The organism is Tabrizicola sp. (genome assembly GCF_041913445.1).
Taxonomy (GTDB): Bacteria; Pseudomonadota; Alphaproteobacteria; order Rhodobacterales; family Rhodobacteraceae; genus Tabrizicola.
This window is the reverse complement of sequence record NZ_JAYSFG010000002.1, coordinates 100,721-127,432: the sequence shown is the minus strand read 5'-3', so window position 1 is coordinate 127,432 and position 26,712 is coordinate 100,721. Positions and strand designations below refer to the sequence as shown.

The 26,712-nt window shown below is 65.9% G+C and carries 27 protein-coding genes; 15 read left to right on the top strand and 12 right to left on the bottom strand.

From position 1 onward, the window contains the following. Nucleotides 1–56: 56 nt before the first annotated feature. Nucleotides 57–977, bottom strand: a complete 921-nt coding sequence (gene ppk2, locus ACE3Q6_RS02930) for a polyphosphate kinase 2 (RefSeq protein WP_374428282.1) — start codon at nt 975–977, stop codon at nt 57–59. A gap of 151 nt (nt 978–1,128) precedes the next feature. Here ppk2 and ACE3Q6_RS02925 point away from each other — a divergent pair, with 151 nt between their 5' ends. Both ACE3Q6_RS02925 and ACE3Q6_RS02920 read left to right on the top strand, forming a co-directional pair. Beyond that, the gene (locus ACE3Q6_RS02925; protein WP_374428280.1) at nt 1,129–1,797 is read left to right on the top strand and encodes a glutathione S-transferase family protein; all 669 of its coding nucleotides are present in this window, start codon (nt 1,129–1,131) and stop codon (nt 1,795–1,797) included. A 123-nt stretch (nt 1,798–1,920) separates the two neighbouring features. Then, entirely contained in the window at nt 1,921–4,359 is a 2,439-nt protein-coding gene (locus ACE3Q6_RS02920; protein WP_374428278.1) for an AMP-binding protein, read from the top strand. Between the two features lie 52 nt (nt 4,360–4,411). Here ACE3Q6_RS02920 and ACE3Q6_RS02915 read toward each other — a convergent pair whose 3' ends face one another. After that, nucleotides 4,412–5,296 (bottom strand): NAD-dependent epimerase/dehydratase family protein, encoded by an 885-nt coding sequence (locus ACE3Q6_RS02915; RefSeq protein WP_374428276.1) that lies wholly within the window; start codon nt 5,294–5,296, stop codon nt 4,412–4,414. Between the two features lie 123 nt (nt 5,297–5,419). Here ACE3Q6_RS02915 and parE point away from each other — a divergent pair, with 123 nt between their 5' ends. The 6 genes from parE (at nt 5,420) to ACE3Q6_RS02885 (ending at nt 10,699) form a co-directional block, all read left to right on the top strand. Continuing rightward, nucleotides 5,420–7,369, top strand: coding sequence for a DNA topoisomerase IV subunit B (parE, locus tag ACE3Q6_RS02910; RefSeq protein ID WP_374428273.1), 1,950 nt, complete (start codon nt 5,420–5,422; stop codon nt 7,367–7,369). A 58-nt stretch (nt 7,370–7,427) separates the two neighbouring features. Further along, nucleotides 7,428–8,144 carry a TIR domain-containing protein gene (locus tag ACE3Q6_RS02905; RefSeq protein WP_374428268.1) on the top strand — a complete coding sequence of 239 codons (717 nt, stop codon included), beginning with the start codon at nt 7,428–7,430 and terminating at the stop codon, nt 8,142–8,144. A 185-nt stretch (nt 8,145–8,329) separates the two neighbouring features. After that, a complete protein-coding gene (locus ACE3Q6_RS02900; RefSeq protein WP_374428264.1) occupies nt 8,330–8,605 on the top strand; it encodes a BrnT family toxin in 276 nt (91 codons plus the stop codon). Beyond that, nucleotides 8,580–8,855, top strand: coding sequence for a BrnA antitoxin family protein (locus ACE3Q6_RS02895; protein WP_374428259.1), 276 nt, complete (start codon nt 8,580–8,582; stop codon nt 8,853–8,855). Before ACE3Q6_RS02900 ends, ACE3Q6_RS02895 begins: the two co-directional genes overlap by 26 nt. Nucleotides 8,856–9,000: 145 nt before the next feature. Further along, entirely contained in the window at nt 9,001–9,690 is a 690-nt protein-coding gene (locus tag ACE3Q6_RS02890; protein WP_374428255.1) for a DUF1194 domain-containing protein, read from the top strand. A 52-nt stretch (nt 9,691–9,742) separates the two neighbouring features. Further along, nucleotides 9,743–10,699, top strand: a complete 957-nt coding sequence (locus tag ACE3Q6_RS02885; protein WP_374428251.1) for an NAD(P)-dependent alcohol dehydrogenase — start codon at nt 9,743–9,745, stop codon at nt 10,697–10,699. A gap of 22 nt (nt 10,700–10,721) precedes the next feature. Here ACE3Q6_RS02885 and ACE3Q6_RS02880 read toward each other — a convergent pair whose 3' ends face one another. The 5 genes from ACE3Q6_RS02880 to ACE3Q6_RS02860 form a co-directional block, all read right to left on the bottom strand. Then, nucleotides 10,722–11,381, bottom strand: a complete 660-nt coding sequence (locus tag ACE3Q6_RS02880; protein ID WP_374428247.1) for a hemolysin III family protein — start codon at nt 11,379–11,381, stop codon at nt 10,722–10,724. Nucleotides 11,382–11,477: 96 nt separating this feature from the next. Beyond that, complete coding sequence (locus ACE3Q6_RS02875) at nt 11,478–12,131, bottom strand: ThuA domain-containing protein (protein WP_374428242.1); 654 nt, start codon at nt 12,129–12,131, stop codon at nt 11,478–11,480. 10 nt (nt 12,132–12,141) lie between these two features. Continuing rightward, nucleotides 12,142–13,131 (bottom strand): potassium channel beta subunit family protein, encoded by a 990-nt coding sequence (locus tag ACE3Q6_RS02870; protein WP_374428239.1) that lies wholly within the window; start codon nt 13,129–13,131, stop codon nt 12,142–12,144. Nucleotides 13,132–13,273: 142 nt separating this feature from the next. Then, nucleotides 13,274–14,611, bottom strand: a complete 1,338-nt coding sequence (gene proS, locus ACE3Q6_RS02865; RefSeq protein ID WP_374428235.1) for a proline--tRNA ligase — start codon at nt 14,609–14,611, stop codon at nt 13,274–13,276. Nucleotides 14,612–14,798: 187 nt separating this feature from the next. Beyond that, entirely contained in the window at nt 14,799–14,987 is a 189-nt protein-coding gene (locus ACE3Q6_RS02860; protein ID WP_374428231.1) for a hypothetical protein, read from the bottom strand. A 161-nt stretch (nt 14,988–15,148) separates the two neighbouring features. Here ACE3Q6_RS02860 and ACE3Q6_RS02855 point away from each other — a divergent pair, with 161 nt between their 5' ends. From ACE3Q6_RS02855 to ACE3Q6_RS02845, 3 genes are read left to right on the top strand one after another with little or no spacing between them, the layout of a single operon-like run. Further along, nucleotides 15,149–15,703 (top strand): TetR/AcrR family transcriptional regulator, encoded by a 555-nt coding sequence (locus ACE3Q6_RS02855; RefSeq protein WP_374428227.1) that lies wholly within the window; start codon nt 15,149–15,151, stop codon nt 15,701–15,703. Nucleotides 15,704–15,742: 39 nt separating this feature from the next. Beyond that, nucleotides 15,743–16,591, top strand: coding sequence for a carbohydrate ABC transporter permease (locus ACE3Q6_RS02850; RefSeq protein WP_374428223.1), 849 nt, complete (start codon nt 15,743–15,745; stop codon nt 16,589–16,591). Continuing rightward, nucleotides 16,588–17,364, top strand: a complete 777-nt coding sequence (locus tag ACE3Q6_RS02845; protein WP_374428219.1) for a carbohydrate ABC transporter permease — start codon at nt 16,588–16,590, stop codon at nt 17,362–17,364. Before ACE3Q6_RS02850 ends, ACE3Q6_RS02845 begins: the two co-directional genes overlap by 4 nt. Before the next feature lie 9 nt (nt 17,365–17,373). Here ACE3Q6_RS02845 and ACE3Q6_RS02840 read toward each other — a convergent pair whose 3' ends face one another. The 3 genes from ACE3Q6_RS02840 to ACE3Q6_RS02830 are packed head-to-tail and all read right to left on the bottom strand — an operon-like array spanning nt 17,374 to nt 18,795. Next, nucleotides 17,374–17,898 carry a LuxR C-terminal-related transcriptional regulator gene (locus tag ACE3Q6_RS02840; RefSeq protein ID WP_374428215.1) on the bottom strand — a complete coding sequence of 175 codons (525 nt, stop codon included), beginning with the start codon at nt 17,896–17,898 and terminating at the stop codon, nt 17,374–17,376. After that, nucleotides 17,895–18,530, bottom strand: coding sequence for a cytochrome b/b6 domain-containing protein (locus tag ACE3Q6_RS02835; protein ID WP_374428212.1), 636 nt, complete (start codon nt 18,528–18,530; stop codon nt 17,895–17,897). The genes ACE3Q6_RS02840 and ACE3Q6_RS02835 overlap by 4 nt, the downstream gene beginning before the upstream one ends. A 1-nt stretch (nt 18,531) precedes the next feature. Further along, complete coding sequence (locus tag ACE3Q6_RS02830; RefSeq protein WP_374428207.1) at nt 18,532–18,795, bottom strand: PepSY domain-containing protein; 264 nt, start codon at nt 18,793–18,795, stop codon at nt 18,532–18,534. A gap of 222 nt (nt 18,796–19,017) precedes the next feature. On the opposite strand from ACE3Q6_RS02830, the gene ACE3Q6_RS02825 reads away from it, so the two are divergent. From ACE3Q6_RS02825 to ACE3Q6_RS02815, 3 genes are all read left to right on the top strand, one after another. Continuing rightward, a complete protein-coding gene (locus tag ACE3Q6_RS02825; RefSeq protein WP_374428203.1) occupies nt 19,018–20,166 on the top strand; it encodes an AI-2E family transporter in 1,149 nt (382 codons plus the stop codon). After that, nucleotides 20,163–20,819, top strand: a complete 657-nt coding sequence (locus ACE3Q6_RS02820; RefSeq protein ID WP_374428199.1) for a chromosomal replication initiator DnaA — start codon at nt 20,163–20,165, stop codon at nt 20,817–20,819. Before ACE3Q6_RS02825 ends, ACE3Q6_RS02820 begins: the two co-directional genes overlap by 4 nt. A gap of 86 nt (nt 20,820–20,905) precedes the next feature. Further along, entirely contained in the window at nt 20,906–23,107 is a 2,202-nt protein-coding gene (locus ACE3Q6_RS02815; protein WP_374428195.1) for an RNA degradosome polyphosphate kinase, read from the top strand. A gap of 57 nt (nt 23,108–23,164) precedes the next feature. Here the strand turns inward: ACE3Q6_RS02815 and ACE3Q6_RS02810 are convergent, their stop codons facing one another. After that, nucleotides 23,165–23,620: an MmcB family DNA repair protein gene (locus ACE3Q6_RS02810; protein WP_374428835.1), complete on the bottom strand. Its 456-nt coding sequence runs from the start codon at nt 23,618–23,620 to the stop codon at nt 23,165–23,167. Nucleotides 23,621–24,430: 810 nt separating this feature from the next. Between ACE3Q6_RS02810 and ACE3Q6_RS02805 the strand changes: the two genes are divergently transcribed. Then, complete coding sequence (locus ACE3Q6_RS02805) at nt 24,431–24,853, top strand: host attachment protein (protein WP_374428190.1); 423 nt, start codon at nt 24,431–24,433, stop codon at nt 24,851–24,853. Here the strand turns inward: ACE3Q6_RS02805 and ACE3Q6_RS02800 are convergent, their stop codons facing one another. Beyond that, the gene (locus tag ACE3Q6_RS02800) at nt 24,854–26,680 is read right to left on the bottom strand and encodes a M3 family oligoendopeptidase (RefSeq protein WP_374428178.1); all 1,827 of its coding nucleotides are present in this window, start codon (nt 26,678–26,680) and stop codon (nt 24,854–24,856) included. It lies immediately after the preceding gene. Nucleotides 26,681–26,712 lie beyond the last annotated feature (32 nt).

Genomic DNA, 26,712 nt, shown 5'->3' with positions numbered 1-26,712 from the left:
GTGATCCCGGCGGCAAACGCCAAGGGCGGCCGACCGCCCCCGGCGCGGGTCTGCCACTAGCCGCGCTGCATGGCCGGGTGGGTGGCCGCGTCGTAGATGTCGGGGGCGAGCTTCAGCACCTGCTGGGCGCGGCCCACGATCAGCGGGTCCGGGGTGCCCACCACTGCATGGTCCTTGTTCGGATAGTCGATGGTGGACAGGAAATGCTTCATGCAGTTCAGCCGCGCGCGTTTCTTGTCGTTCGACTTCACGATCACCCAGGGCGCATCGGCGGTGTCGGTGTAGAAGAACATCGCCTCCTTCGCCTCGGTATAGTCGTCCCAGCGGTCAAGCGACGCCTTGTCGATGGGCGAAAGCTTCCACATCTTCAGAGGATCCGTCTCGCGCGCCAGGAACCGCGCGCGCTGCTCTTCCCGCGTGACGCTGAACCAGTACTTGTAAAGCCGGATCCCCGACCGGACGAGCATCCGCTCCAGCTCGGGTGCCTGGCGCATGAATTCCAGGTATTCCGTGGGCGTGCAGAAGCCCATCACCCGCTCCACCCCCGCCCGGTTGTACCAGGACCGGTCGTAGAACACCATTTCCCCCGCGGTCGGCAGATGCGCGATGTAGCGCTGGAAGAACCACTGGCCCTTCTCCACATCCGAGGGCTTCGTCAACGCGCAGACGCGGGCATAGCGCGGGTTCAGATGCTCCATGAACCGCTTGATCGTCCCGCCCTTGCCGGCCGCATCGCGCCCCTCCATCAGGATCACGAACTTCTGCCCCGTCTCCTGCGCCCAGATCTGCACCTTCAGAAGCTCGGCCTGCAGCTTCGCCTTCTCGGCCTCATAGGCCGCCCGGCCCATGAGGCGCGCATAGGGGTAACGCCCGGACTCGAAGGCCTGGTGCAAGGGACTGCCTGCCACCGGAAAGGCCTTGGGCCCAGGCACGGCCGTTTCCGTCTCGGGGTTCAGGATCGTCGCGCTGTCATCCATCGGTCACCTCCCATGTCACTGTGATGGGCCAACTCTTGGCACGACCTGCGGCATTTTGCCTTGATCCCGATCAAGACCGCCCCCCGAAGTCTGGCACTTCCGCTTCCGCCTCCACCGGCATAACCTGTCGCGCAGGAAACCGGAGTCCCCCATGGCCACCCTCTATGGCGTCTTCCGCAGCCGCGCCTCGCGTCCGATCTGGCTGCTTTACGAACTGGACGAAGCCTTCGACCACGTCCCCGTCATCCAGGCCTACCGCCTGAAGGACGCCCACGCCGTCGACGCGCCCCTGAATACGGCCTCGCCCGCCTTCCTGAAGGTGAACCCCATCGGCCAGATCCCGGCCTATGTCGAAGGCGACCTCGTGCTGACGGAATCGCTCGCCATCACCAACCACATCGCCCGCACCCGCGGTGGCGACCTGGCCCCCCGGACCGCGGCCGAGGCCGCGCATCTCGACCAGTGGACCCTCCTCGCCGTCACCTCCATCGAAGGTCCCGCGCTCGAGATCCAGACCATCACCGGCCAGGGCGGCGACAAGACGGCCGAGGGCCGGGCCGCGATCTCGATCTGCGCCGCCAAGCTTCGCCGCCCGCTGGCCCGGCTCGAGTCGCACCTTGCCCAGCAGGCCCATCTTCTGGGCGACCGCTTCACCGTTGCAGACCTGAATCTGGCGGAATGCCTGCGCTATGCCCAGGGGCACCCCACGCTTCTGGCCGAGTTCCCCGCCGTGAAGACATGGCTGGAACGCTGCCAGGCACGACCGGCCTTCTCGAAGATGTGGGCCGCCCGGATGGCAGAGCCGGCAAACCCCGCGTAAACTGTCCGCCTGTCCGACGTCACATATTCCAAGAATCAATCCTGATTAGAACAAGGTTTCGTCACGAACGGGGCCTATTGCAATCGAAGGCGCGCTGTCGCCTGGTCCAGAAAGGCCCTTTCCATGGCTGAACTTCAGGCAACTGCGATTGTCCGCAGGAACTCGCTTGCATTTGTCGAAGCGATGTTCGCCCTCTACGACGAGCGCCGACCCTTCGTCCTCGTCTCCGACGCCGATCAGGCCGACCGTCTTCCCGGACTGAAGATCGACCGCTGCATCGACCCGGGCGAAAGCACTGGCTGGTTCACCGCCAGCCATCCGGTAATCCTTGACGACCGGCCCGCCCAGGTCAGCTACACCTCGGGGACCGAAGGCCAGCCCAAGGGCATCCTGCTGACCTATCGCAACCTCGGCGACACGACCCAGCGCATCATCGACGTGATGCAGATGACCTCGGAAATCCGGGAATATGTCGGCGTTCCAGCGACCTTCAGCTTCGGCATGGCCCGCTACCGCGCCGTCAGCGCCGTGGGCGGCCGCGCCTATCTTCCGCCCCGCGGCTTCGACCCGCTGGAGCTTGCCCGGATGCTTGCCGCCGGCGAGGTCAACGCGCTGTCCGCCGTGCCGACGCTCCTGCGCATCCTGCTGGCCGACCCCGCCATCATCGGCGCGGCGGGCAAGGCGCTCCGCTGGATGGAAATCGGCTCGCAGCAGCTGACCGCCGAGGAAAAAGGCCGCATCCGCGCGATGTTCCCCAATGCGCGGATCGTCCAGCACTACGGGCTGACCGAAGCCTCGCGCAGCACCTTCCTCACGATCTCGGGCGCGCCCGACCACCTCCTCTCCTCGGTCGGACATACGGTCGGTGACGGGGAAATCCAGATCAGCCCCGACGGCCGCATCCGCATCCGCGGCCCCCACGTCGCCCAGTCCCGCATCGACGCGGACGGGCTTCATGACCTGACCGACCGCGATGGCTGGCTGCAGACCAACGACCTTGGCCACATGCAGGACGGCTACCTCTTCTTCGACGGGCGGGCCGATGACCTGATCAACTGCGGCGGCCAGAAGGTCGTCCCCGACCAGCTTGAGGAAAAGATCCGCGCCCGCATCGGGTCCGACGCCCAGGTCGCCGTCGCCAAGGTCCCCGATCCGCAACGCGGCGATGGCATTCTGGTTGCGGTTGCGGGTCCGACCGGGGCGGACGCCGCGAAGGCCGCCGCCGCCGCCGCGCTGCAGGAGATGGGCATCTCGGCCGGCAGCGCGCTGCACGCGATGACGCTCGATACCCTGCCAGTCACCGGCACCGGCAAGGTCCAGCGCCGCCAGCTGGCCGAGCTCTTCGCCCAGCGTCAGGCCTCGGCGCCGGCGCCCGTCACCTCTTCCGCATCCGGAGGCGACGGCAAGATCACCGACGTCCTCTCGCTTTTCCGGCACGAATTCCCCGGACAGGACGTCGAACCCGGCGACACATTCGAAACGCTTGGCGGAGACTCGCTCCACTACATCCAGTTCTCCCTGTCCTTCGAGCGGCACTTCGGTGCCCTGCCGGACGGCTGGGAAACTCTCAGCACGACAGAGCTGCAACGCCTTGTGCAGAAAAGCGAAAAGTCAGGCTGGCGGCAGCTCGAGACGGTGACCCTGACCCGGGCCTTCTTCATGATCTGCATCGTCGCGCTGCATGCCGATGCCTTCGTCTACAGCACAAACTGGGGCGCGGCCTATTTCCTGTTCTTGCTGGGCGGGTATTCCGTCGCCCGCTTCCAGATGGCCGAAATCCTCCGGTCAGGCAGCGTCCGGACACTGTGGGGAACGGTCCTCGCCGTCGCGATTCCGACTTTCCTGGCATATGTCGCGCTGGAAATCCTGACCCGGAACTTCGATCTGCCGTCCCTGTTACTGGTCTCGAACTACCAGTATGCCGAGTCGATCACGTTCTTCACCTTCTACTTCGCCGAAATCTACATCCAACTCCTGCTCATCGCGATGCTGCTGTTCGCGGTACCGCAGGTCCGCAAGGCATTCGGCCAGCGTCCCTTCGCCAGCGCGCTGGCCCTCTTCGTCTTCGCCGTCGGCATCGACGCGCTGATCGAATCGATCTGGAACGGCGATTTCAACTATCACCGGACGCCCTGGCACTATGGCTGGTGCTTTGCCCTGGGGATGGTCATCGCGACCGCCAAGGACCTCCCGTCGCGGATCTTCACCTTCATCCTTTCCGCGATCTGGGTGACCTACTACTTCGAGCCGACCTCGGCCGCGGCCTATGTCGTGGGGGCCTGCGCCCTGGTCATCTTCGTCAGGTCCTTCGCCGTCCCTGCCGCGGCAAAGATCGTGATCGCGGAAATCGCAGGGACGTCGATGTTCATCTATCTCACGCACTACCAGGTCATTTCGGTCATGGACCGGATCTTCGGCGAGCCGATGCCCTGGACATCGTTCCTGGTCTCGCTTGTCGTCGGCGTGGTCACCGCCCGCGTCTACACCTGGCTCGAGCGGAAGACCCTGCAGATCCTGCGCCGGCAGCCGGGGAACCATCCCGGCAATATGATCCACAACTGATGCAAAAGGCCCGGGCAGCAAGACGCCCGGGCCCAGCTTCAGGCGCGCCGGCCTACTTCACGTATTTCTGCCAGTTGTGCTGCTCCTTGAACCCCAGGACTTCCCTGATCTTGCGGTTCGACAGAAGCCCTTCCCGCTCGCCCACCGGCCGAGACAGGGGCACGTTGGGGAAGAAACGCTTGAGCAGTTCCGAGTTCGGCTGCGGCACCGAGTTCTCGTCGTTCACCGCGTTGAACACCTGGAACCCCAGCCCATCCTTCTTCAGGCAAAGGTCCACGATCTGGCCGAGGTCCCGCGCGTCGATGTAGGAGAACGTGATCCGCCGACGCAGGCCAGGGTCCTCCTTCAACGGCGGGAAGACCGTCGCATATTCATGCGGCTCGATCACGTTGCCGATCCGCAGCGCATAGACATCCGCCCCGAACCGCCGCTGCAAGCTCCGCGCCGTGACCTCGTTCACCTTCTTCGAAGTCCCATAGGTGTCCATCGGATCTATGTCGTAGTCCTCTTCCAGCGGCAGCACCTTCGGGTCCACCACACCATCCGAGAAGCACACCCCATATGTCGTCTCCGACGAGGCGATGATCACCTTGCGGATCCCCATCTTCAGCGCCGCTTCCAGCACGTTGTAGGTCCCCACCACGTTCACTCGCCAGGTCTCGGTATCCGGCACCATCCCGTAGCGGGGCACCGCTGCGAAATGCACCACCGCGTCGAACAGCTGCGCCGCGCCGTCCTCCATCTCCTCGTACCCCGCATGGGTCCGCATCGCGCTATACACCTGCCCCGCATCGCAGATGTCGCCCAGAAGGTCATGCACCCCCGGCAGCCCCAAGGGCACCCGGTCAAAGTTCAGCACCTTGTGCCCCTGCGCCACGAGGTAGGGCACCACGTGCTTCCCCGCCTTGCCCGATCCGCCCGTAAAGAGTACCCGCATCGTCCAATCCTCCATTGCTCGGCCCCTAACCTAGGCCGCCCCCGCCCCCCCGACCAGACCCCACATCTTGCGCCCCCCGCCCGCGTAATGCTCTAATACCGGCGTTCCTCAGAAGGTGACCCCATGAACGACCTCCTCTCCGGCGCTTCCACCTATGACGCCAGCTCCATCGAGGTCCTCGAGGGCCTGGAGCCCGTCCGCAAGCGCCCCGGCATGTACATCGGCGGCACCGACGAACGGGCGCTGCACCACATGGTCGCCGAAATCCTCGACAACGCGATGGACGAGGCCGTGGCGGGCCACGCCAACCGCATCGAGGTGGAGCTTCACGCCGACATGTCCGTCACCGTCCGCGACAACGGCCGCGGCATCCCCGTCGACCCCCACCCCAAGTTCCCCGGCAAATCCGCGCTCGAGGTCATCCTCTGCACCCTCCACGCCGGCGGCAAGTTCTCGAACAAGGCCTATTCCACCTCCGGCGGCCTCAACGGCGTCGGCTCCTCCGTCGTGAACGCGCTTTCCGACCTGATGACCGTCCAGGTCGCCCGTGACCGTGAGCTTTACGAACAAAGCTTCTCCCGCGGCATCCCCCAGGGCCCGATCCGCAAGCTCGGCCCCACCCAGAACCGCCGCGGCACCTGGGTCACCTTCCACCCCGACCCGGAAATCTTCGGCCACCAGACCCTGAAACCCGCCCGCCTTTACAAGATGACGCGGTCCAAGGCCTACCTCTTCTCGGGCGTCGAGATCCGCTGGAAATCCGCCATCCCCGACGGCGACACGCCGATGGAGGCGACCTTCCACTTCCCCGGCGGCCTCGCCGACTTCCTGAACGACTCCTTGAAGAAGGTCACCACCTACTCTGAACGCCCCTTCGCCGGCCGCGTGAGCTTCGAAGAGAAATACCAGGTCCCCGGCTCCGTCGAATGGGCGATCAACTGGACCCCCGCCCAGGACGGCTACCTCCACTCCTACTGCAACACCGTCCCCACGCCCGAAGGCGGCACGCATGAGGCCGGGTTCTGGGCCGCGATCCTGAAGGGCATCCGCGCCTATGGCGAGCGGGTGAAGAACCGCAAGGCCGAGCTGATCTCCCGCGACGACCTCCTTACGGGCGGCTGCGCGCTTCTGTCGATCTTCATCCGCGAACCCAGCTTCGTCGGCCAGACCAAGGACCGGCTCTCGACCGAGGAAGCCGCGAAATGGGTCGAAAACGCCGTCCGCGACCATTTCGACACCTGGCTCGCCGCCGACCCGAAATCGGCCGGCGCGATCCTCGACTTCCTCGTCCTCCGCGCCGAGGAACGCCTCCGCCGCCGCGAGGAAAAGGAAACCGCCCGCAAGACCGCGACCAAGAAGCTGCGCCTGCCGGGGAAACTCACCGACTGCTCCGCCAAGAACCGTGAGGGGACCGAGCTTTTCATCGTCGAAGGCGACTCCGCCGGCGGCTCCGCCAAGGGCGCCCGCAATCGAGAGACCCAGGCCCTCCTCCCCCTCAAGGGCAAGATCCTGAACGTCCTCGGCGCAGCCTCCGCCAAGCTGAACGAAAACGCCGAAATCCGCGACCTGTGCGAGGCCCTGGGCACCGGCATGGGCACCAAGTTCCGCCTCGACGACTTGCGGTACGAGAAGATCATCATCATGACCGACGCCGACGTCGACGGCGCGCATATCGCCAGCCTCTTGATGACCTTCTTCTTCACCCAGATGCGCCCCCTGATCGACAAGGGGCATTTGTATCTGGCGTGTCCCCCCCTCTACCGCCTGACCCAGGGCGCGCGGCGGATGTACGTCGCCGACGACGCCGAGAAAGAGCTGTGGCTGGCCAAGGGCCTGGGCGGCAAGGGCAAGATCGACGTCCAGCGCTTCAAGGGGCTGGGAGAGATGGACGCCAAGGACCTGAAGGACACCACGATGAACCCCGAAACGCGAAAGCTGATCCGGGTGTCGATCGACGAGGACGAACCAGGGGACACCTCCGACCTGGTGGAGCGCCTGATGGGCAAGAAGCCGGAGCTGCGTTTCCAATACATCCAGGAGAACGCGCGGTTTGTGGAGGAATTGGACGTTTGAGGCTGAAGAGCACGCGCAATAAAATGCGCAGTGTCATCGTTTAGGGAGGCAATACCGAATGAGTGTTTTTCACGGAACGATAGACGAACTGAAAGAGGCCGTTGTCAGTTGTGGCTTGGCCGGAGATTGGACGGCAAATACTGCCACCAACTGTCATTCATTTCGAGGAAAGACTGGGGAAGTCCTGAACTGGTGGCCGAGCAAAGGCACATTACAATTCCAAGGCAAGAATCAAGACGCATTTCGAGCTGCCCTGGCAGCCTCTTTGCAGGGGAAAGCCCCCAGCTCAGCAGTCTCAACTGCAGCTGCAGCCAAGATTTTTGTTGTTCATGGACATGATCGAGACGCTCGAGACCAACTTGAACTAGTCTTGATGCGACTCGGACTTACGCCGTTCATTCTGCAGAACTCAGATGGCGAGAGCAAAACCATCATTGAGGCTCTTGAGCAGAATATTTACAGGGAGGCAGCGTTTGGAATTGTGCTCCTCACGCCAGATGATTTTGGATACTCAAAGGCAGCAGGCGAGACAGAGAAGCAACCTCGTGCCAGGCAAAATGTCATCCTTGAAATGGGGATGGTCATGGCTGCGCTTGGTAGGCAAAAGATGGTCATCATAAAGAAAGGCGCACTCGAAATGCCATCGGATGCAGGAGGAATCTTGTATATTGAGTTCAACGATCACGTTAGAGAGATTGTTCCTAAACTTGCCCAGCGACTGCAAGGGGCTGGATTTCAAATTGACCCACGTAAAATAGCAGAAGCATCGGCGTGATAACAACCTTAAGCAACTGCCTGTAGAGGCCCCACGCAGGGGGGGATCCATGACTTCCCGCCGAACCTGGATCCCCGCCTGCGCGTGGATGATACGGTCGCAAACTCCCACGCCTCACCCTAACCCCCCGTTAACCATCCCCGTCCTACCCTCCCCCTTGAACCCTCACTTAAAGTATGCATATTATGTGGGACTGGGACGAGGACAAGCGCCGGGCCAACCGCCTCAAGCACGGCATCGACTTTGCTGAACTTGCGGACTTTAACTGGCCGAATGCCGTGACCCGCGAAGACACGCGCGGCGACTATGGTGAGCGGCGGTTCATCTCCACCGCGCGACTGCACGGGCGGGTGCATGTGTGCGTCTGGACCTTGCGGGACGGACAACCGCGCATCATCAGCCTGCGCAAGGCCAACACACGCGAAAGGGCACGTCATGCCGCCGAAGAAAAGCTACATTGACCGGGACGGCGAGGCGGTCGAGCTGGACGAGGCCTTCTTCCGTGAGGCCAAGCCCACCGCCGAAATCCCCGAACTGGTCGACCTCCTGACCCGTCACGGCAAGTATGGCCGCCCGCCCCTGCCGCCCGAGGCCCGCAAGAAGCGCGTCACCCTGCATCTCGATCCCGACGTGCTGGACCGGCTGAAATCCGAAGGCAAAGGCTGGCAGACCCGCGCGAATGCGGCGCTAAGAAAAGCGCTCGGCCTGTAGGTCGGGGTTCACCCCGACTCCACCCCCAGAATCATCCTTTCCCAAACCTTACCGCCCACGACCAACCCTTTGCCTCCAAAGGACAATCCCGGATTGTCCACCGTGGACACTTGCCCAGGCCAACCCCCGCCCCATATCCCACCCCATGCGGACATTGGCCCTCCTCCTCTGCCTCGCCACCCCCCTCCGGGCCCAGGAGGTGGACCTCGAACTCGTCCTCCTCGCCGACGCCTCGGGGTCCATCACCCAGGAAGAAATCGACTTCCAAAGGGAAAGCACCGCCACCGCGATCACCGACCCTGCCGTGCTGGAGGCGATCCGGAACACCCTCACCGGCTCCATCGCCGTCACCTACGTGGAATGGGCCGCCAACCAGGCCACCGTCGTCGACTGGACCGTCATCGACAGCCCCGAGACAGCCGAGGCCTTTGCGGCCGCCCTCCTCGGTCCCCCCCGCCTCGCCACTGGACGGAACGCCATCGGCAACGCCCTTCTGGAAGGCAAGCGCGTGATCGAGGCCAACCAGATCACCTCGCTCCGCCAGGTCATCGACTTCTCCGGCGACTCGACCGGCAACTTCTCCGGCGCCTCCATCGAGGAGGCGCGGCAGGAAGTCCTCGCCGCCGGCATCGTCATCAACGGCCTCCCCATCCTCGACGGCGGCCCGGACGACCCGCTCCTCGCCGAGTATGAGGCCCGCATCATCGGCGGCCCCGGCGCCTTTGCCATCCCCGCCCTCGGCCGTGAGGACTTCGTCTCCGCCCTCCGCCGCAAGCTGATCCTCGAGATCGCGGGCACCCCCCTCGGCAGCGCGACGGTCACCTCCGCCCCGTAAGGTCGGGTTTCGCCCACCTGACCCGCCCCGCGCGCGGGCCTACCCATCCCCCATGAAGATCGCCCGCTACACCGCCTACGGCAGACCCGAGACCGTCGTCCTCGACGACGCCCCCATTCCCACCCCTGGACCGGGCGAGCTGCTGGTCCGCACCCGCGCCGCCCCCGTCACCGCCGGCGACGCCCGGATGCGGTCGGGCAAGGTGCCCCGCGGCCTCGGCCTCATGCTTCGGCTTGCCATCGGCTGGTCCCGCCCCCGCGTCGCCCCCGGCTGGGCCTTCGCCGGAGACATCGCCGCCCTGGGTCCCGGCGTGACCGGCTTCACAGCGGGCCAGCAGGTTTTCGGCCTGAAAGGCTTCAAGGGCGGCGCGCATGCCGATTACCTGACGATGCGGGCAGACGGCCCCGTCCTCCCCCTCCCCGACACGCTCACGTACGAACAGGGCGCGGCCTTCTTCTTCGGCGGCCTCACCGCCGCCGAGTTCCTGATCGACCGTGCCCGGCTTGCCCCCGGCGAGCGTCTCCTCGTCGCCGGGGCCACCGGATCCGTCGGCAGCGCCGGCGTCCAGATTGCACGCCACCTTGGCGCGACGGTCGCCGCCACCGCCTCGCCCGCGAACCACGGCCTCGCGCGGGAGCTTGGCGCGACCGAGGTCACCGACTATCGCACAGGCCCTCCGAAAGGTCCTTTCGACGTGATCCTCGACGTGATGGGCAGCCTCGGCTGGAAGGGCGCGCAGCCGCTCCTTTCGCCGAACGGCCGCCTTGTCCTGATCACCGCCACGCTTGCCGATATGCTCGCTTCGACCGTGAACCGTAGGTTCATCACCGGGACGAACAAGGACGACCTGCCCTCGATGCGTCGATTGGTGGAACTGCACCAGAAGGGCGGCTACACCCCCATCGTCGGCCAGACGCTCCCCTTCGCGCAGCTGGCCGAGGCGCACCGGATCGCCGAAAGCTTCCACAAGCCGGGGAACCTGGTCGTCACGATGGGTGATGCCACGTAGGTGGGCGATCCGCCCACCTTCCCTACGAAACGGCCACCGCCACCGCGGCGAAGTGCAGCCCCGCAGCCACCGCGACGAAGCCGTGCCAGATCGCGTTCTGGAACCGCAGGCCGTGCCACACGTAGAACCCGACCCCGGCCACATAGGTCAGCCCCCCGGCCAGCAGAAGCCACAGGGACACCGAGGGCAAGGCCGCCGTCACCGGGCCGATGGCGATCACGCCAACCCAGCCGAGCATGATGTAGGCGAGGATCGCCAGCCGGTCATAGCGGCCGGGCAGCACCACCTTCACCAGGATCCCCAGTGCCGCCCCCGTCCAGACCACCGCGCCCAGCACCCAGGGCCAGGACCCGTGCAGGTGCGGGACCAGCGCGGTATAGGTCCCGGCGATCATCACGTAGATCATCGAATGGTCGAACCGCCGCAAAAGCCATTTCAGCGCCGAGGGCGGGGTCATGTTGTAGGCGAGCGAAAAGCCCCACATCAGGAAGAACCCGGCCGCGTAGACCGTCAGCGCCGCGAAGGTGCCGATCCCGGCGGTCTGCAAGCCGTGGAACAGCAGAAGCGGAAAGGCGATCAGCCCGGCCAGAAGCGCCAGCGCATGGACGATGCCGTCGGCCAGAAGCTCGCCCAGCGAGAGCTCGCGTTTCAGGACACGGTAATGGTCGGACGGTAGAGTCATGGCCTCAGTCTGGCAGAAGGGTATGACCAGAAGATGACCACCCCCCGCCCCCGGTCAAGGGAGCGGACGGAGATGTGACCCCACGTCGCAAGCCGGTCAGCGCCGCGCGGCCCAGAGAAGCCCGCGCCGCATCAGTTCCGCCGCCGGGCCCTGGTCGATCACGTTCTTCTGGTGGCCGAGCGCGTTGTAGTAGACGCGGCCCTGGCCGTAGCCCTTGGTGAAGACGACCGGCATCGCCACCGGCCCGTTCACCGAATGCGGCCCCTCCACCACGGGGAAATCGCAGACCGCATGCACCTTCACCGCCGGATCGACGTGCAGATAATACTGCTCGGTCTTCACGGTGAAATCGCCCACGCCCGCCACCAGCGGATCGTCCGAGACCATGCGGACCCCGTACTCCACCCCGTCATTGCCGGGATGGGCCACCCATTGCGCGCCGGTCATGAACTGCCAGTCCACATTCTCGCGGAAGGCGTCGCACATGCCGCCGTGGCAACCGGCGATCCCGGTCCCCGCAGCAACGGCCGCGCAGGCGTTGAGGGCCTGTTGCTTCTCGATCTTCGACATGGTCCAGACCGGGACGATCAGGTCATAGGCCTTCAAAGCCTCGGCATCGTCGAAGCAGGCAAGGCTGTCGGTCAACGTGACCTCCATCCCCGCCGCGCGCAGCCAGTCCGCGAACATCGGGCCGACTTTTTCGGGCTCGTGGCCCTCCCATCCGCCCCAGGTGACCAGTGCCTTCGCCATGCCTTCCCCCTCAGAACCGCTGCGGTGCCTCGGGCTTGTTCTGCACCACTTCCTCGATGGCTTCCAGCACATCCGGCGTCAGCTTCGCCTTGTGGTCCAGCGCCTTGAGGTTGTCGTGCAGCTGCTCCAGCTTCGACGCCCCCAGGATCACCGTCGAGACCCGCGGGTTCCGCAGGCACCACAGCAGCGCCAGGTGGTGGATCGGCAGGCCCGCGCCCTCGGCGATCTTCGCCAGCGCCTGCACTTGCGGGATGCGCCGCTTGCCCTTCGGGCCCTCGATGATCTCGCGCAGCCATTCGTAGCCCGGCAACGCGGCCCGGCTGTCCTGCGGCACGCCCTCGTTGTACTTTCCGGTCAAGAGGCCCGAGGCCAGGGGCGACCAGATCGTCGTGCCAAGGCCATAGGTGTCATAGATCGGCTCATAGTCGCGCTCGACCTTGTCGCGTTCGAAGAGGTTGTACTGCGGCTGCTCCATCGTCGGCGGGGTCAGGCCGTCGCGGCGGGCCACCAGATGCGCCTCGGTGATCTGCTGGCCGGACCATTCCGAGGTGCCCCAGTAGAGGACCTTGCCCTGGACGATCAGGTTGTGCATCGCCCGCACGGTTTCCTCGATGGGCGTGTCGATGTCCGGTCGGTGGCAGAAGTAGAGGTCGAGGTGATCCACCCGCAGCCGCTTCAGCGCGGCATGGCAGGCCTCCGTCACATGCTTGGCCGAGAGGCCGCGCTGCGTGGGCTTGTCCCCGCCCCAGTAGACCTTGGAGGACACGATATAGCTGTCGCGCGACCAGCCCAACTCCTGGATCGCCTGGCCCATCACCTTCTCGGACGCGCCCGCCTCATAGCCTTCGGCATTGTCGAAGAAGTTGATCCCGGCGTCATAAGCGGCGGTCAGCAGCTGTTTCGCGGGCTGGACATCCACCTGCTTGGCGAAGGTTACCCAGGATCCGAAGGAGAACTCGCTGACCTTCAGCCCCGATTTGCCCAGACGACGGTATTCCATGACCCACTTCTCCTTTTTCCAAACCTTGGACCTGCGCTGACGGCCGGAAAGGTCAAACCAATCCGGCTGCATTCATGCCGAGTGCGGTGCGCAGGAAAGACCGAAACGCGGGCGGGTGACCTAAGGTTCCCCGCCCTGCCGGTCAGCGGCCCGCGTAGATCTGCGCGATGCGGTCGACGGCGGCTTCCGGGGAGACCTCTTCGGATTCTCCGGTACGGCGCGAGGTGAGTTCCACGACCCCGTTCGCAAGGCCGCGCGGCCCAACGGTGATCCGCCAGGGCAGGCCGATCAGGTCCATCGTGGCGAACTTCGCGCCCGCGCGTTCGTCGCGGTCGTCGTAAAGCGCTTCCAGCCCCTTGGCCTGCAGCGCCTTGTAGAGGCCCTCGCAAGCCGCATCCGCCGCGCTGTCGCCCTGCTTCAGGTTCACGATCCCGACCGGGAAAGGCGTCACACCCTCCGGCCAGATGATCCCCTTGTCGTCGTGCGAGGCCTCGATGATCGCGCCCAGCAGGCGGCTGACGCCGATCCCGTGCGACCCCATCTCGACCGGCACCTTTGTGCCCTCGGCGGTGGTGACTTCGGCCCCCATCGCGGCGGAATACTTGGTGCCGAAGTAGAAGATCTGCCCGACCTCGATCCCGCGGCCGACCTTGCGGTGGGCTTCCGGAACCTGGTTGAAGATCGCCTCGTCATGCGTCTCGTCAGTGCGGGCGTAAAGGGTGGTGAACTCCTTGCAGACATCCGCCACCTGGGCGCGGTCGTCATAGTCGATGTCGCGCTGGCCAAGCTTCAGCTGGGTCACGCGGTCGTCGTAGAAGACCTCGCTCTCGCCCGTCTGCGCCAGCACCAGGAACTCATGCGTGTTGTCCCCGCCGATGGGGCCGGATGCCGCGCGCATCGGGATCGCGGTCAGGCCCATGCGTTCGTAGGTGCGCAGGTAGCTGACCATGTGGCGGTTGTAGGCGTGCAGCGCCGAGTCGCGGTCGACGTCGAAGTTGTAGCCGTCCTTCATCAGGAACTCGCGCCCCCGCATCACGCCGAACCGCGGCCGCATCTCGTCGCGGAACTTCCACTGGATGTGGTAGAGCGTCAGCGGCAGGTCCTTGTAGCTGTTGACGTGGGACCGGAAGATGTCGGTGATCATCTCCTCATTGGTGGGGCCGTAGAGCATCTCGCGCTCCTGCCGGTCCTTGATGCGCAGCATCTCCTGCCCGTAGTCGTCGTAGCGGCCGGACTCGCGCCACAGGTCGGCGGGTTGCAGGGTGGGCATCAGCAGGGGAATGTGGCCCGCGCGGATCTGTTCCTGGTGGACGATCTCCTCGATCCGCTTCAGCACGCGGAACCCCAGCGGCAGCCAGGAATAGATGCCCGCGGCCTGCTGCTTGATCATGCCGGCCCGCAGCATGTAGCGGTGGCTGACGATCTGCGCCTCGGCGGGGTTTTCCTTGAGGACGGGGAGGAAGTAGCGGGAAAGACGCATTTTGGCCTGCCTGAGAAAGGGTCCCGCGTTTCCTAACGGGTCCAGGCCGGGCAGGCAAGCGCGAGGGGCTGTCCACGCGGGACAGGCTGACGCGTGCGAGGGATTCCAACGGGTTGTGCGTGGGCATTTACGGCGGGTTAACCCTGCCCGACGGGCCAGGGCCACTCCCCACCGCGCCCGCTCACCATCAACCCACCAGCACCCGCGTCTCGCCCTTCTTGAAGCCGATCTCCGGCGTCCGGAACCCCATGCCGATCCAGGTCAGGATCAGCCGCGGCACGAACCACCCGCGCCTCCGGTCCAGGTCGCGGTCACGCTCCGGCAGACGGCCCCGGTAGACCGAGACCCAGTGCCCCGGTGGAAAATCAAGGAACATCGCGGTGTTGCAGCAGGTTGCAACGATCCGGCCTGTCTTGGATTCACGGGTCAGCCGATAGTCGGCAAGACGTTCCGCGCCAGCCGGCTGGACAACCGGTCCTTGCGGAACTTGCGGCGGCGGGCAAGCTGTTCCTGCGCGACAGTTTCCTGCGCACCAGCATGGACGAGGTCGCCGAAACCGCGTCGGTGTCGAAGCAGACCGTCTACACGCATTTCGCCAGCAAGGAGGCCCTGTTTCTGGAGTTCGTCCATGCGCTGGTCGGCGCGGCGGGCGACGAGATCCGGCAGCGCCTTGCGGGACCCGAGACGGGGCGGCCGCTGGCGGACTACCTCGCGGACTTCGCGCGCCACCAGCTGGCCATCGTCCTGACGCCCGAGTTGATGCAGCTCCGCCGGCTGGCGATTGCCGAGGCCAGCCGCTTTCCGGACCTCGGCCGGATGCTGCACAAGATGGGACCGGCGCGGTCCATCGAGCTTTTGCAGGCGGCCTTCCGGCACTATGCCGCACTGGGGCAGCTTCAGCTGGACGACCCCGAGGAGGCGGCGTCGAACTTCAACTGGCTGGTCATGGGCGGCCCGGTCAACGACGCCATGATGCTGGGACCCGAGGCCATCCCCCCGGCCGCACGGCTGGAGGCCCATGCCCTGGAATGCGTCCGCATCTTTCTTGCCGCCTATTCTCCACCGCAAGGCTTGACCCCGGGATCGGGCTAACCCCTTGACTCCGGGCTGCTGCCCGCCTCCCCTAGGCCCATGCGCTCGCATGACAATCGCGCCTGGTTCCTGGTCCTTCCGGCCCTCACGCTTCTGGCGCTGGTGGGGGCGCTGCCGCTTCTGGCGGTCATCAACTACGGCTTCCACGACATCTTCACCCTGTCGGACGTCTTCTGGGTCGGCCCGCAATGGTTCACCGACATCCTGCAATCCGACCGCTTCCTCGCCTCGCTGGGGCGGAGCCTTCTCTTCTCCGCCCTCGCGCTTGGCATCCAGGTGCCGCTGGGGATCGGCGTGGCGCTTCTCCTCCTGACCTATGGGAAGCGGGCCGTCTGGGGGCTGATGCTGGTCGCGCTGCCGCTGGTGGTGCCCTGGAACATGATCCCGATGTTCTGGCTGGGGCTGGTCCAACCCGAGACGGGGCTCCTCGGCCCGGGCCTTGCCGCCATCGGCTTCGACTGGAAGTTCACCGGCTGGCACACATGGGCGCTGATCCTGGTGATGGACACCTGGCACTGGCTGGGACTGGTCGTCGTCCTTGCCTATGCGGGCCTCTCGGCCATCCCGCCCGCCTACATGCAGGCCGCGGCCATCGACGGGGCCTCCCGCTGGGCCGTGTTCCGCTTCATCCAGCTTCCGAGGATCGCGGGCGCGCTGGCCATCGTCTTCCTGCTGCGCTTCGTCGACAGCTTCATGATCTACACCGAGGCCTTCGCGATCAACGCGGGCGGCCCGAACGACGCCACCCGCTTCCTGACGCTGGAACTTGGCGAGGAGATCAAAGGCTTCTCCTACGGCCAGGCCGCCGCCCGGGCGACGCTGTACTTCCTGATCGTCCTTGCCGTCGTCTGGGCCTTCGTCGCCGCCACGCGGGAGCGTGAGGGATGAGGCATCTCGGCATCCTGGCGCTGGCCGCCTTCATCCTTCTGCCGCTGGTGCAGGCGATCCTCCTGTCGTTCACCGCCACGCTGCCGACCGACCAGGTGGCCGAGGGCACCGTCGGCCTGATGAACTACCGCAATGTCCTTGCCGCACCCGAGCTACGGGCGGCGATGCTGAACTCGCTGATCTACGTGGTGCTGAACGTCGGCTTGTGCATCACCATCGGCCTGCCCGCCGCCTATGCCTTGGCGCGCTACCGCTTCACCGGCGACCGGCATTTCCTCTTGATGATCCTTGTGTTCCGGGTGACCCCGCCCGTGGTCCTGTCGCTGCCGATCTTCATCCTGTTCAGCCATTTCAACCTGGTGAACTCTCCCGTCGGCATCGCGCTGGTGCATTGCCTCTTCAACCTGCCGGTGGCGATCTGGATTCTGGAAAGCTTCATCCGCGCCGTCCCGCGCGCGTTCGACGAGACGGCCTTCCTTGACGGCCATACCGGCGCGTCCTTCTTCTTCCGCCACCTGATCCCGCAGATCGCGCCGGGGATCGGGGTCGCGGCCTTCTTCTGCTTCATCTTTTCCTGGGTCGAGGTCGTCTTCGCCCGCATCCTGACGGTGACCGGAGGCAAGCCGATCACGATGGCGATCCAGGCGATGTTTTCCTTCCAGACCGACATCGGGATGGTCATGGCGATGACCTGCCTGTCGCTGGTGCCTGGGGTGGCGATGATCTGGTTCGTCCGTAACCACTTGGCGCGCGGCTTCACACTTCGGGCGTAAAGCCCGGCCCTACTGCGCGGCCTGCGCTTCGGGCACGCCCGCGCCCAAGAGGTCCTCGACAAAGAAGGCCGCGAACTGCGCCCGGCCCGAAACCCCGGCCTTGGAATAGATCCGCGTCAGTTGCGCCCGGACCGTGCCTTGGGCCGCGCCCCGCAGCTCGGCGATCTCGGCCACGTCAAGGCCTTTAAGCGCCAGGAAGGCCACGTCGCGTTCCGCCGGCGTCAGCGACCAGGCGGTGAACTGCCGGTCGATCACGTCCGACAGCGCGCCGCGCGCCACGGCGAGCGCCTGGTCCTGCGCCCGCAGAAGCTCGATCGTGCGGCGCAGCGCGAAGGTGCCGAACAGGATGCCCAGCACCAAAGCCGCGGTCACCACCGCCTCGAAGATGAAGTGGACCGAGGTCGGGTCCTCGCGCAGATCGCCGATCACGTCGCCCACGAAGAACACCGTCCCCAGCGTCTGCACCACCAGGAAGACCGAAAGCGCCGCGGTCTGGCGACGCCCCGCGGTCTGGAGATCCGGGCTGGCAGTCATTTGCGCCTTTGGCCAAGCACCATCGGCGCTACGAGGTTGCGGCGCATCGCGCGGGCCTCGACGAAGACGCCGGCCACATGCAGCGCGGCCAGGATCAAAAGCAGGTTCGCTACCACTTCGTGCACCTCTTCAGCCGTGTGGCGAAGGCCCTCGTCCTCGTCCGAGGATTCGCCTCCGTCCTCCCTGATCAAAGCAGACCAGTCGCCGGATGCAACCGCGGCCTTGTCATCGGCCACCTGCATCGGTGTCGCACCGCCGGTCATCACCAGGCCGGTCACGGTGACCAGCGCCAGGCAGGCCCAGAAGGCATAGGCCATCATCGCGCCGGCCGGGTTGTGCGAGGGGTAGTGCCGCACGCCCTTCCCCGAGGCGAGCTGGCCCAGATGGCGCAACGCCGCGACGGGATTGGGCGGGAAGGCCGAGAAGCGGGCCTCCCCCGGGCCAAGCACCCCCCAGACCAGCCGCAGCAGCAGAAGCGCCATCACCAGCCAACCCAGCGAGACGTGGAGAAGGCTGCCGCCCTCGTCCAGCGCCGCGTTGACCAGGACCGAAAGGGCGATCCCCCAATGGGTGATCCGCACGACGGGGTCCCACAGGGAAGGCGGTTCGGCAGGGGTCCGGGGGGCAGCCATGTCAGTCTTCCGCCTTGATCTCGACGACCTTGCCGGTGGCCGGGTCAAGGTAGACTTCCATCAGCTTGTTGGTGGCGGTGTCGGTGCACTTGGCCTCGATCTTGCCGTCCTCGGCCTCGAACTCAGCGACCTTGCAGCCAGCGGCTTCCAGCGCCGCCGTGGCGGTCGTCGGGTCGGTGCCGATCATGTCGCCGACCGCGGGCATCGCGGCCGCAGCCATCGGCATCGAACTCATCGCGAGGATCGAAAGAAGCTTCAGTTTCATGGTCTTGCCTTTCGGTTGGGCCTGCCAGCCTTGGCGGGCCGAAAGCCGGGACACCGCGCCCCGGATGGCCCTTCCTGCACAGGGTCGGGCCCCACACTCCATCCCGGCACCGCTTACCCGGCCCGGCTTAAGCACATGCTGACAGCGGGTTTCCGCCCGCCTCTCCCCTTGCGCGGGGGGACGGTGCGGGTGATATGTGGCAGGACAAGGAAGGAACCCGCGATGGCCCTGCCGACCAAAGACCAGTTCCGTTACTGGGCCATCGCCGCTGCGGTGTTCCTCGTGCTCTTGTGGTTCCTCGGCAATACGCTGCTCCCGTTCATCGTCGGCGGCGCCATCGCCTATTTCCTCGACCCCCTCGCCGACCGGCTGGAGCGTCTGGGCCTCTCGCGCGTCGCGGCCACCACCGTCATCTCGCTGTTCGCGCTGTTCCTCGTGATCCTTCTGGTGCTGGCGGTGATCCCGACGCTGGTCAACCAGCTGACCGCGCTCGTCAACGCAGCCCCCGACATCGCCAAGCGGCTGCAGGGCTTCCTGCTGGAACGCTTCCCGGAACTCGCCGATTCGACCTCGACCATCCGCCAGACCCTGGCCGAGATCGGCGCGGCGATCCAGGCGCGGGGGGGCGAGCTGGCGCAGGGCCTCCTCAGCGGCGCGCTGGGAGTGATCTCGGTCGTCGTCTTCATCGTCGTCGCGCCGGTCGTGGCCTTCTACCTGCTTCTCGACTGGGACGAGATGATCGCCCGGATCGACGCGATGCTGCCCCGCGACCACGCGCCCACGATCCGCCGCCTTGCGCGCGAGATCGACGCGGTCCTCGCCGGCTTCGTGCGCGGCCAGGTCTCTGTCTGCATCGCGCTGGGAACCTTCTACGCCGTGGCGCTGATGGCGGCGGGGCTGCAGTTCGGCCTGATCGTGGGCGCCATCGCCGGGGCGATCACCTTCATCCCCTATGTCGGCTCGATCATCGGGGGAACGCTGGCCGTGGGCCTTGCGCTCTTCCAGTTCTGGGGCGACTGGGTGCAGATCGGGATCATCGCCGCGATCTTCGCCGTGGGCCAGTTCGTCGAAGGCAACATCCTGACCCCGAAGCTCGTCGGCAAATCCGTGGGCCTGCACCCGGTCTGGCTTCTCCTCGCGCTTTCGGCCTTCGGGTCGGCCTTCGGCTTCGTCGGCATGCTGATCGCCGTTCCCGTCGCCGCCGCCATCGGCGTCCTGACCCGCTTCGGGTCTGAGCAATACCGCGCGAGCCTCCTCTACAAGGGCACCACCGCCCGATCCGAGGTGGAGCAGAAGGTCGCCGAGGACCTGGCCCCCCCCGCGCAGCGCCCGAAGCGGAGCCGCAAGTCAGGGGCCGGAGAGGGCGCGTGATCCGCCAGCTTGCCTTCGACCTGCCCAGCGCCGAGGCGATGACGCGCGACCACTTCTTCGTCGCCCCCTCGAACGCCGTGGCGCTCCAGACCGTCGAGCACTGGCACGACTGGCCGGGGCGGAAGCTTCTGCTCGTCGGGCCCGAGGGCGCGGGCAAGACCCACCTTGCCCATATCTGGGCCGCTCTGGCTGACGCCGTGATCCTGCCCGCGGACCAGCTTGCCGCCACCGACATCGCCGGACTGTCCGGCCGTTCCGTCGTGGTCGAGGATGCCGACCGCATCGCCGGGGCCGAGGCGCAGCTTTTCCACCTCCACAACCTCGTCACCACGACCGGCGCGCTCCTTATGACCGCCCGGACCCCTCCGCGCGACTGGGGCCTGACGCTCCCCGACCTGAAAAGCCGGATGCAGGCCACGGCCATCGCGCAGCTTGACGGCCCGGACGACGCGCTTCTGTCCGCCGTTCTGGTGAAGCTTTTTGCCGACCGCCAAGTGGCGGTGCCCGCGAACCTGATCCCCTTCCTTGTCAGCCGGATGTCCCGCTCCATCGGGGCCGCCCGCGCGCTTGTCGCGGCGCTCGATGCCCGCGCCCTGGCCGAAGCGCGCCCGATCACCCGCGCCCTGGCCGCAGAGATCCTGGGCAACGCGTAAGCTCACCTTAGCTTCACTGGACAGTTTGCGGGCAAGCTGCCTAACTGTCGCGGTAGTGTCACAAAGTCCACGGCATAAGCGCGTTCATGACCCAGGCCGATTTCCTTCGCTCGCCCTTCCCCGCGCCCGTGGAGCTGCCCTTCGCAGAGACCGCCGGCCCCGGCCGCTTCTTCAACCGCGAACTCAGCTGGCTGGCCTTCAACTGGCGCGTTCTGGAGGAAGCCGCGAACCCCCAGGTTCCCCTGCTGGAACGGCTGCGCTTCCTGTCGATCTCGGCCACCAACCTGGACGAATTCTATACCGTCCGCGTGGCCGGCCTGCGCGCCCTGGTCCGGAACGGCAATGCGACGCTTTCGGAAGACGGCCGCAGCCCGGCGGAACAGCTTCAACTCATCAACGCCGATGCGCGCCGCCTGATGCAGACCCAGCAATCCACCTTCAACCGCCTGCGGAAGGAGATGGAGGCCGAGGGGATCAGCCTCGTCCAGCGGTCGAAACTGACGGCGCGGGACCTGAAGCACCTCGAGACGCACTTCCTGACGAACGTCTTTCCGGTGCTCTCGCCCCTGGCCATCGACCCGGCCCACCCCTTCCCCTTCATCCCGAACACCGGCTTTTCGCTGGCGCTGGAACTGGAGCGGATCACCGACCACCGGCCTTTGAAGGCGCTGCTGCCGATCCCGCAGCAGATCGCCCGCTTCGTGCCGCTGCCGGGGAAAGAGGGCGAGAACCGCTTCCTGCCGCTCGAGGAACTCCTCCTCCTCCACCTCGACATGCTGTTCCCGGGCTATACCGATCGTGGCCACTGCACTTTCCGGGTCCTGCGCGACAGCGACCTTGAAGTCGAGGACGAGGCCGAAGACCTCGTGCGCGAATTCGAGACCGCGCTGAAGCGCCGCCGCCGGGGCGAGGTGATCCGGCTGAAGATGTCCGCGGGCGCGCCGGAATCCCTGCGCGCGCTCATCATGGAGGAACTTGCCGTCACCGAGGACGAGGTGGTGGAAGTGAAGGGCCTTCTCGGAGTCGCGGACCTGAAGGAACTGATCCTCTCCTCCCGCAAGGACCTGATGTGGCCCCCCTTCACGCCCCGCGTGCCAGAGCGGGTTCAGGACCACGAAGGCGACATGTTCGCGGCGATCCGCCAGAAGGACATGTTGCTGCATCATCCCTACGAGACCTTCGACATGGTCATCCGCTTCCTGCAGCAGGCGGCGACCGACCCGAACGTGCTGGCGATCAAGCAGACGCTGTACCGGACTTCCTGGGACAGCCCCGTGGTCTCCGCGCTTTGCGAGGCGGCCGAGGCCGGGAAGTCGGTGACGGCGCTGGTGGAACTGAAGGCCCGCTTCGACGAGGCCGCGAACATCCGCCAGTCCCGCAGGTTGGAGCGGTCCGGCGCGCATGTCGTCTACGGGTTCGTCAACTACAAGACCCACGCCAAGATCAGCACGGTCGTCCGGCGCGAAGGCGACCATCTGGTCACCTACACCCATTACGGCACCGGCAACTACCACCCGATAACCGCGCGGATCTACACGGACCTGTCGTTCTTCACCTGCGACGGCGCGCTTGGCCGCGACGCGACCAAGGTCTTCAACTACCTCTCCGGCTACGTGCAGCCCGAGGGGCTGGAGAACCTCGCCATCTCGCCCATCACGCTGAAGCCGCGCCTTCTGGAGCTGATCGCCGCCGAGGCCGATCATGCCCGGGCGGGACGGCCCGCGGAAATCTGGGCCAAGATGAACTCGATCATCGAGCCCGACGTGATCGACGCGCTTTATGCTGCCAGCCAGGCCGGGGTGAAGATCAGCCTCGTCGTGCGCGGCATCTGCGGGTTGCGGCCGGGCGTGAAGGGCCTCAGCGAAAACATCCGGGTCAAGTCCATCGTGGGCCGGTTCCTGGAACATTCCCGCATCGTCTGCTTCGGCAACGGTTACGGTCTGCCCGCCAAGAAGGCGCGGGTCTTCTTCTCTTCCGCCGACTGGATGGGCCGCAACCTCACGCGCCGGGTCGAGACGCTGGTCGAGGCGCTGAACCCGACGGTCAAGAACCAGATCCTGAGCCAGATCATGGCCGCGAACCTGCGGGACGAGGCGCAAAGCTGGATTCTTGCGCCCGACGGCAGCTATACCCGCGATCTTGGTCCGGACGGCGCCCAGTTGTTCAGTTGCCACCAGTTCTTCATGGAGAACCCCTCGCTGTCGGGACGCGGCACGGCGGCCAAGGACGCGCCACGGCTGATCCCGGTGAAGGACGACGATTCCTCAGGGGCCGTGGCGGCGCAATAGACCCAAAATCCTTAAGCAAGGATTTTGACAAATTTCTTGCTTAAGAAATTTGGGTCGTCAAACCCCCGCGCCCGGGTCCCGCATCAGCTGCAACCGCCCCGCCGCCGCCCGCGCGAAGGTCCGCAGCACCACCTTGCGCCGCGCGCCGGACAAGGGCGTCTCGGGGGCCATCCGCACCACCTCGGCGTCATAGGCATCGGCCAGGATCAGCCCGGTGTCCGGCGGCAGAAGCTCGACCGGGAAATCGGAATCCACCGCCCAGAAGAACCGGTCGCACCAGTCGAGATAGCCCTGCCACTTGCGGTCCGCCCGGTAATCCGCCCGGCCCGACTTGCATTCGACCACCCAGACCTCACCCTTCGGCCCCAGCGCCATCACGTCGACCCGCAGGCCCGAGGTCGGGATCAGCTCCTCCACGCAGACGAAGTCGAGCGCCCTGAGTCCCCGGCAGACGCCCCTCTGCAGGCGCTGACCCGGAAGGGCGGGAAGGACCTCGGCGATGTCGACGGGCATGTCCATGCGGCGAAATATGAACCAAAGGTGAACATCTGTCCAGCCTTGCGGCCCCGCCCCCCTCGCCCTATCTTCATAAGTGGCGGGTTCTGCTCCTCGCGTGCGGGGCCAATTTTCCAGTGGCCGATAAGCAAGCGAACGGGGGCTGGCTCTGCCTGGATCCTGGTCCAGGTATCTGGCGCCCACCTGAGACCTCTGGCTCTCGGGAAAACCCCGGTCCTCACGGTTGCTGCGGGCCCGCCACCCAACCGGCCGGGAAGCGGAGTTTTCGAAAACTACCCACCCAATGATTCGAAGAAAAAGGCCGCAGCGGCGACGGTTGTGCTGCTTGACGGGGACGGGCACCGGAATCAGCACCGGCTCACGCACGCCACGGCCGCCGCGCGGGCCTTCGTCCTTTTCGGCCATCCCCATCACCCGGAAGGCGAACTGGACGGCAGAGAAGACGATCCCGTTGAACACGACGAGCATGGCCACCGCGATTCCCCCGATGCTCGATCCCATCACCAGATGACCGAGCCCCGCGACATCCATCCACAGAAGCCCGCCGGTGAAGGCCGCCGAAATGGCGAACCCCAGGGCCACGCTTTCGATGTAGAGACGGACGAGCTTGGGCATCGGAACCTCCTGGCTGCCCTTCGAAGCTAGGCCTGCGGAACCGGCTTGCCAAGCCCCGCGTTGGCCGAATGCGCGATTCCGCCGCAGCGTCACCGGACCCCGGTGAAAAATGCGGCACGCGCTGACCTGGATCATGGCGCGGCCCAGGGGCCGGGCGCGATGATCCCTCCAAGCAGTCAGGGAGGACATGCCATGAAAGTCGCGGACACCCTTTATTGCATCGCCGACGAGCGGGGCTTCCGCCTTCTGCGCGGCAACGGCGGCCGGATGGAGGCAATCCACGCCGCCGGAGCGGATGACTTCGCCGACTGGTCCCACGCCTTCCGCGAGGGGGCGCAGAACCAGTCCGGCGGGATCAATTTCGGCACAAGCAGCACCGACTCCGAGGAGATCGAGCGCCCGCGCCTTGCCAAGCACGTCGTCGCGGCGCTGGAGGCGGAATGGAAGAAGGGCGGCGCAGGCCGCATCGTGCTCGCCGCCGGCCCGAAGATGCTCGGCGCGCTCCGCAAGGCCATGCCGAAGGAACTGGCGCGCGAGATCACACAGGAGGTCGACAAGGACCTGTCGGACATCCCCGACCACGCCCTTGCCGAGCATCTGGAGGAGAAGGGCTGATCAGCCCTCCAGCGCCTCCAGCTCGTCGATGAAGCCCGCGATCATCGACAGGCCCTTGTCCCAGAATTTCGGGTCGCTCGCGTCCAGTCCGAAGGGCGCGAGCAGTTCCTTGTGGTGCATCGACCCGCCCGCCTTGAGCATGGCGAAGTACTTCTCCTGGAAGTCCGGCAGCCCGCCCGCATAGGCGGCATAGAGCGCGTTCACGAGCCCGTCGCCGAAGGCATAGGCATAGACGTAGAAGGGCGAATGGACGAAGTGGGGGATGTAGGACCAGAAGGTCTCATAGCCGTCCATGAACTCGAAGGCGTCGCCCAGGGACTGAGCCTGGACCGACATCCAGAGCGCGTTGATGTCCTCGGGCGTGAGCTCCCCTTCCGCGCGGGCGGCGTGCAGTTTGCATTCGAAGTCGTAGAAGGCGATCTGGCGGACGACCGTGTTGATCATGTCCTCGACCTTGCCGGCGAGCAGCGTCTTCTTCTCGGCCGGGGTCTTCGCGCTGTCGAGGAGCTTGCGGAAGGTCAGCATCTCGCCGAAGACGCTGGCGGTTTCGGCCAGGGTCAGCGGAGTGGACGACAGAAGCTCCCCCTGCCCCGCCGCCAGCACCTGGTGGACGCCGTGGCCCAGCTCATGCGCCAGCGTCATCACGTCACGCGGTTTGCCGAGGTAGTTGAGCATCACGTAGGGATGGACCGTGGTCACCGTCGGATGCGCGAAGGCCCCCGGCGCCTTGCCGGGCTTTACCCCTGCGTCGATCCAGCCCTTGTCGAAGAAGGGCGTCGCGAGGTCCGCCATCCGCGGGTCGAAGGCGGCATAGGCCTCGGTCACCGTGCGACGTGCCTCGGCCCAGTCGACGACCTTGGGCGCCTCGGTCGGCAGCGGAGCGTTCCGGTCCCAGACCTGGAGTTTCTCCAGCCCCATCCACTTGGCCTTCAGCCGATAGTAACGGTGCGAAAGCTTCGGATAGGCGGCCACGACGGCATTGCGCAGGGCCTCCACCACCTCCGGCTCCACGTGGTTCGACAGGTGGCGCCCATGCTGCGGCGAGGGCATCTTCCGCCAGCGGTCGTGGATTTCCTTTTCCTTGGCCAGCGTGTTGTGGATGCGGGCAAAAAGCTTGATGTTCTTCTGGAAGACCTCGGCCAGCGCATGCGCCGCCGCCTCGCGCCGGTTGCGCTGGGGGTCGGTCAGAAGGTTCAGCGTCGCCTCAAGGTTCAGCTCCTCCGGCTCGCCCTCGACGGTGAACATGAGGCCCGCCATCGTCTCGTCGAAAAGCTTGTTCCAGGCGCTGGCGCCCACGACGCTTTCGTCATGCAGGAAGCGTTCCAGTTCATCCGACAGCTGGTGCGGCCGCATCGCGCGCATCCGGTCGAAGACGGGCTTGTAGCGGGCAAGGTCCGCGTTCTCGGCCAGAAGGCGGGCAAGGTGGTCATCGTCCAGACGGTTGAACTCCAGACTGAAGAAGACGAGCGGTGTGGTGGCCGTGGTCACCTTGTCCTGCGCGTTGCCCATGAACTGGGCACGCTCCGGGTCGATGGTGTTCTGGTAGTAGCGCAGGCCCGCATAGGACATGAGCCGCCCGGCGATCACCTCGATCCGCTCGTATTCCTGCACGCAGGCTAGCAGCCCCGCCGCGTCCTGGCGACCAAGCCGTCCCTCGTAGGTCTTGGCGAAGGCCGCGCAGGCGCGTTCCAGCTCGGCCATGTCGGCGGCGAACTCCGGGCCATCGGCCGAGGGATACAGGTCGGTCAGGTCCCAGTCCGGCAGGTCCCCGAACGCGCCCCCCGAGGCATTGGCGTCGAAAACGGGCTGGGGCAGGTTCAGGGTCATCGGGTCCTCCGGAATGCTTTCATCTCATCTAT

What these genes read in the sequence shown, in the direction of transcription:
- ppk2 (WP_374428282.1), bottom strand. Translation starts at nt 977, where the DNA reads ATGGATGACAGCGCGACGATCCTGAACCCCGAGACGGAAACGGCCGTG.
- ACE3Q6_RS02925 (WP_374428280.1), top strand. Translation starts at nt 1,129, where the DNA reads ATGGCCACCCTCTATGGCGTCTTCCGCAGCCGCGCCTCGCGTCCGATC.
- ACE3Q6_RS02920 (WP_374428278.1), top strand. Translation starts at nt 1,921, where the DNA reads ATGGCTGAACTTCAGGCAACTGCGATTGTCCGCAGGAACTCGCTTGCA.
- ACE3Q6_RS02915 (WP_374428276.1), bottom strand. Translation starts at nt 5,296, where the DNA reads ATGCGGGTACTCTTTACGGGCGGATCGGGCAAGGCGGGGAAGCACGTG.
- parE (WP_374428273.1), top strand. Translation starts at nt 5,420, where the DNA reads ATGAACGACCTCCTCTCCGGCGCTTCCACCTATGACGCCAGCTCCATC.
- ACE3Q6_RS02905 (WP_374428268.1), top strand. Translation starts at nt 7,428, where the DNA reads ATGAGTGTTTTTCACGGAACGATAGACGAACTGAAAGAGGCCGTTGTC.
- ACE3Q6_RS02900 (WP_374428264.1), top strand. Translation starts at nt 8,330, where the DNA reads ATGTGGGACTGGGACGAGGACAAGCGCCGGGCCAACCGCCTCAAGCAC.
- ACE3Q6_RS02895 (WP_374428259.1), top strand. Translation starts at nt 8,580, where the DNA reads ATGCCGCCGAAGAAAAGCTACATTGACCGGGACGGCGAGGCGGTCGAG.
- ACE3Q6_RS02890 (WP_374428255.1), top strand. Translation starts at nt 9,001, where the DNA reads ATGCGGACATTGGCCCTCCTCCTCTGCCTCGCCACCCCCCTCCGGGCC.
- ACE3Q6_RS02885 (WP_374428251.1), top strand. Translation starts at nt 9,743, where the DNA reads ATGAAGATCGCCCGCTACACCGCCTACGGCAGACCCGAGACCGTCGTC.
- ACE3Q6_RS02880 (WP_374428247.1), bottom strand. Translation starts at nt 11,381, where the DNA reads ATGACTCTACCGTCCGACCATTACCGTGTCCTGAAACGCGAGCTCTCG.
- ACE3Q6_RS02875 (WP_374428242.1), bottom strand. Translation starts at nt 12,131, where the DNA reads ATGGCGAAGGCACTGGTCACCTGGGGCGGATGGGAGGGCCACGAGCCC.
- ACE3Q6_RS02870 (WP_374428239.1), bottom strand. Translation starts at nt 13,131, where the DNA reads ATGGAATACCGTCGTCTGGGCAAATCGGGGCTGAAGGTCAGCGAGTTC.
- proS (WP_374428235.1), bottom strand. Translation starts at nt 14,611, where the DNA reads ATGCGTCTTTCCCGCTACTTCCTCCCCGTCCTCAAGGAAAACCCCGCC.
- ACE3Q6_RS02860 (WP_374428231.1), bottom strand. Translation starts at nt 14,987, where the DNA reads ATGTTCCTTGATTTTCCACCGGGGCACTGGGTCTCGGTCTACCGGGGC.
- ACE3Q6_RS02855 (WP_374428227.1), top strand. Translation starts at nt 15,149, where the DNA reads ATGGACGAGGTCGCCGAAACCGCGTCGGTGTCGAAGCAGACCGTCTAC.
- ACE3Q6_RS02850 (WP_374428223.1), top strand. Translation starts at nt 15,743, where the DNA reads ATGCGCTCGCATGACAATCGCGCCTGGTTCCTGGTCCTTCCGGCCCTC.
- ACE3Q6_RS02845 (WP_374428219.1), top strand. Translation starts at nt 16,588, where the DNA reads ATGAGGCATCTCGGCATCCTGGCGCTGGCCGCCTTCATCCTTCTGCCG.
- ACE3Q6_RS02840 (WP_374428215.1), bottom strand. Translation starts at nt 17,898, where the DNA reads ATGACTGCCAGCCCGGATCTCCAGACCGCGGGGCGTCGCCAGACCGCG.
- ACE3Q6_RS02835 (WP_374428212.1), bottom strand. Translation starts at nt 18,530, where the DNA reads ATGGCTGCCCCCCGGACCCCTGCCGAACCGCCTTCCCTGTGGGACCCC.
- ACE3Q6_RS02830 (WP_374428207.1), bottom strand. Translation starts at nt 18,795, where the DNA reads ATGAAACTGAAGCTTCTTTCGATCCTCGCGATGAGTTCGATGCCGATG.
- ACE3Q6_RS02825 (WP_374428203.1), top strand. Translation starts at nt 19,018, where the DNA reads ATGGCCCTGCCGACCAAAGACCAGTTCCGTTACTGGGCCATCGCCGCT.
- ACE3Q6_RS02815 (WP_374428195.1), top strand. Translation starts at nt 20,906, where the DNA reads ATGACCCAGGCCGATTTCCTTCGCTCGCCCTTCCCCGCGCCCGTGGAG.
- ACE3Q6_RS02810 (WP_374428835.1), bottom strand. Translation starts at nt 23,620, where the DNA reads ATGCCCGTCGACATCGCCGAGGTCCTTCCCGCCCTTCCGGGTCAGCGC.
- ACE3Q6_RS02805 (WP_374428190.1), top strand. Translation starts at nt 24,431, where the DNA reads ATGAAAGTCGCGGACACCCTTTATTGCATCGCCGACGAGCGGGGCTTC.
- ACE3Q6_RS02800 (WP_374428178.1), bottom strand. Translation starts at nt 26,680, where the DNA reads ATGACCCTGAACCTGCCCCAGCCCGTTTTCGACGCCAATGCCTCGGGG.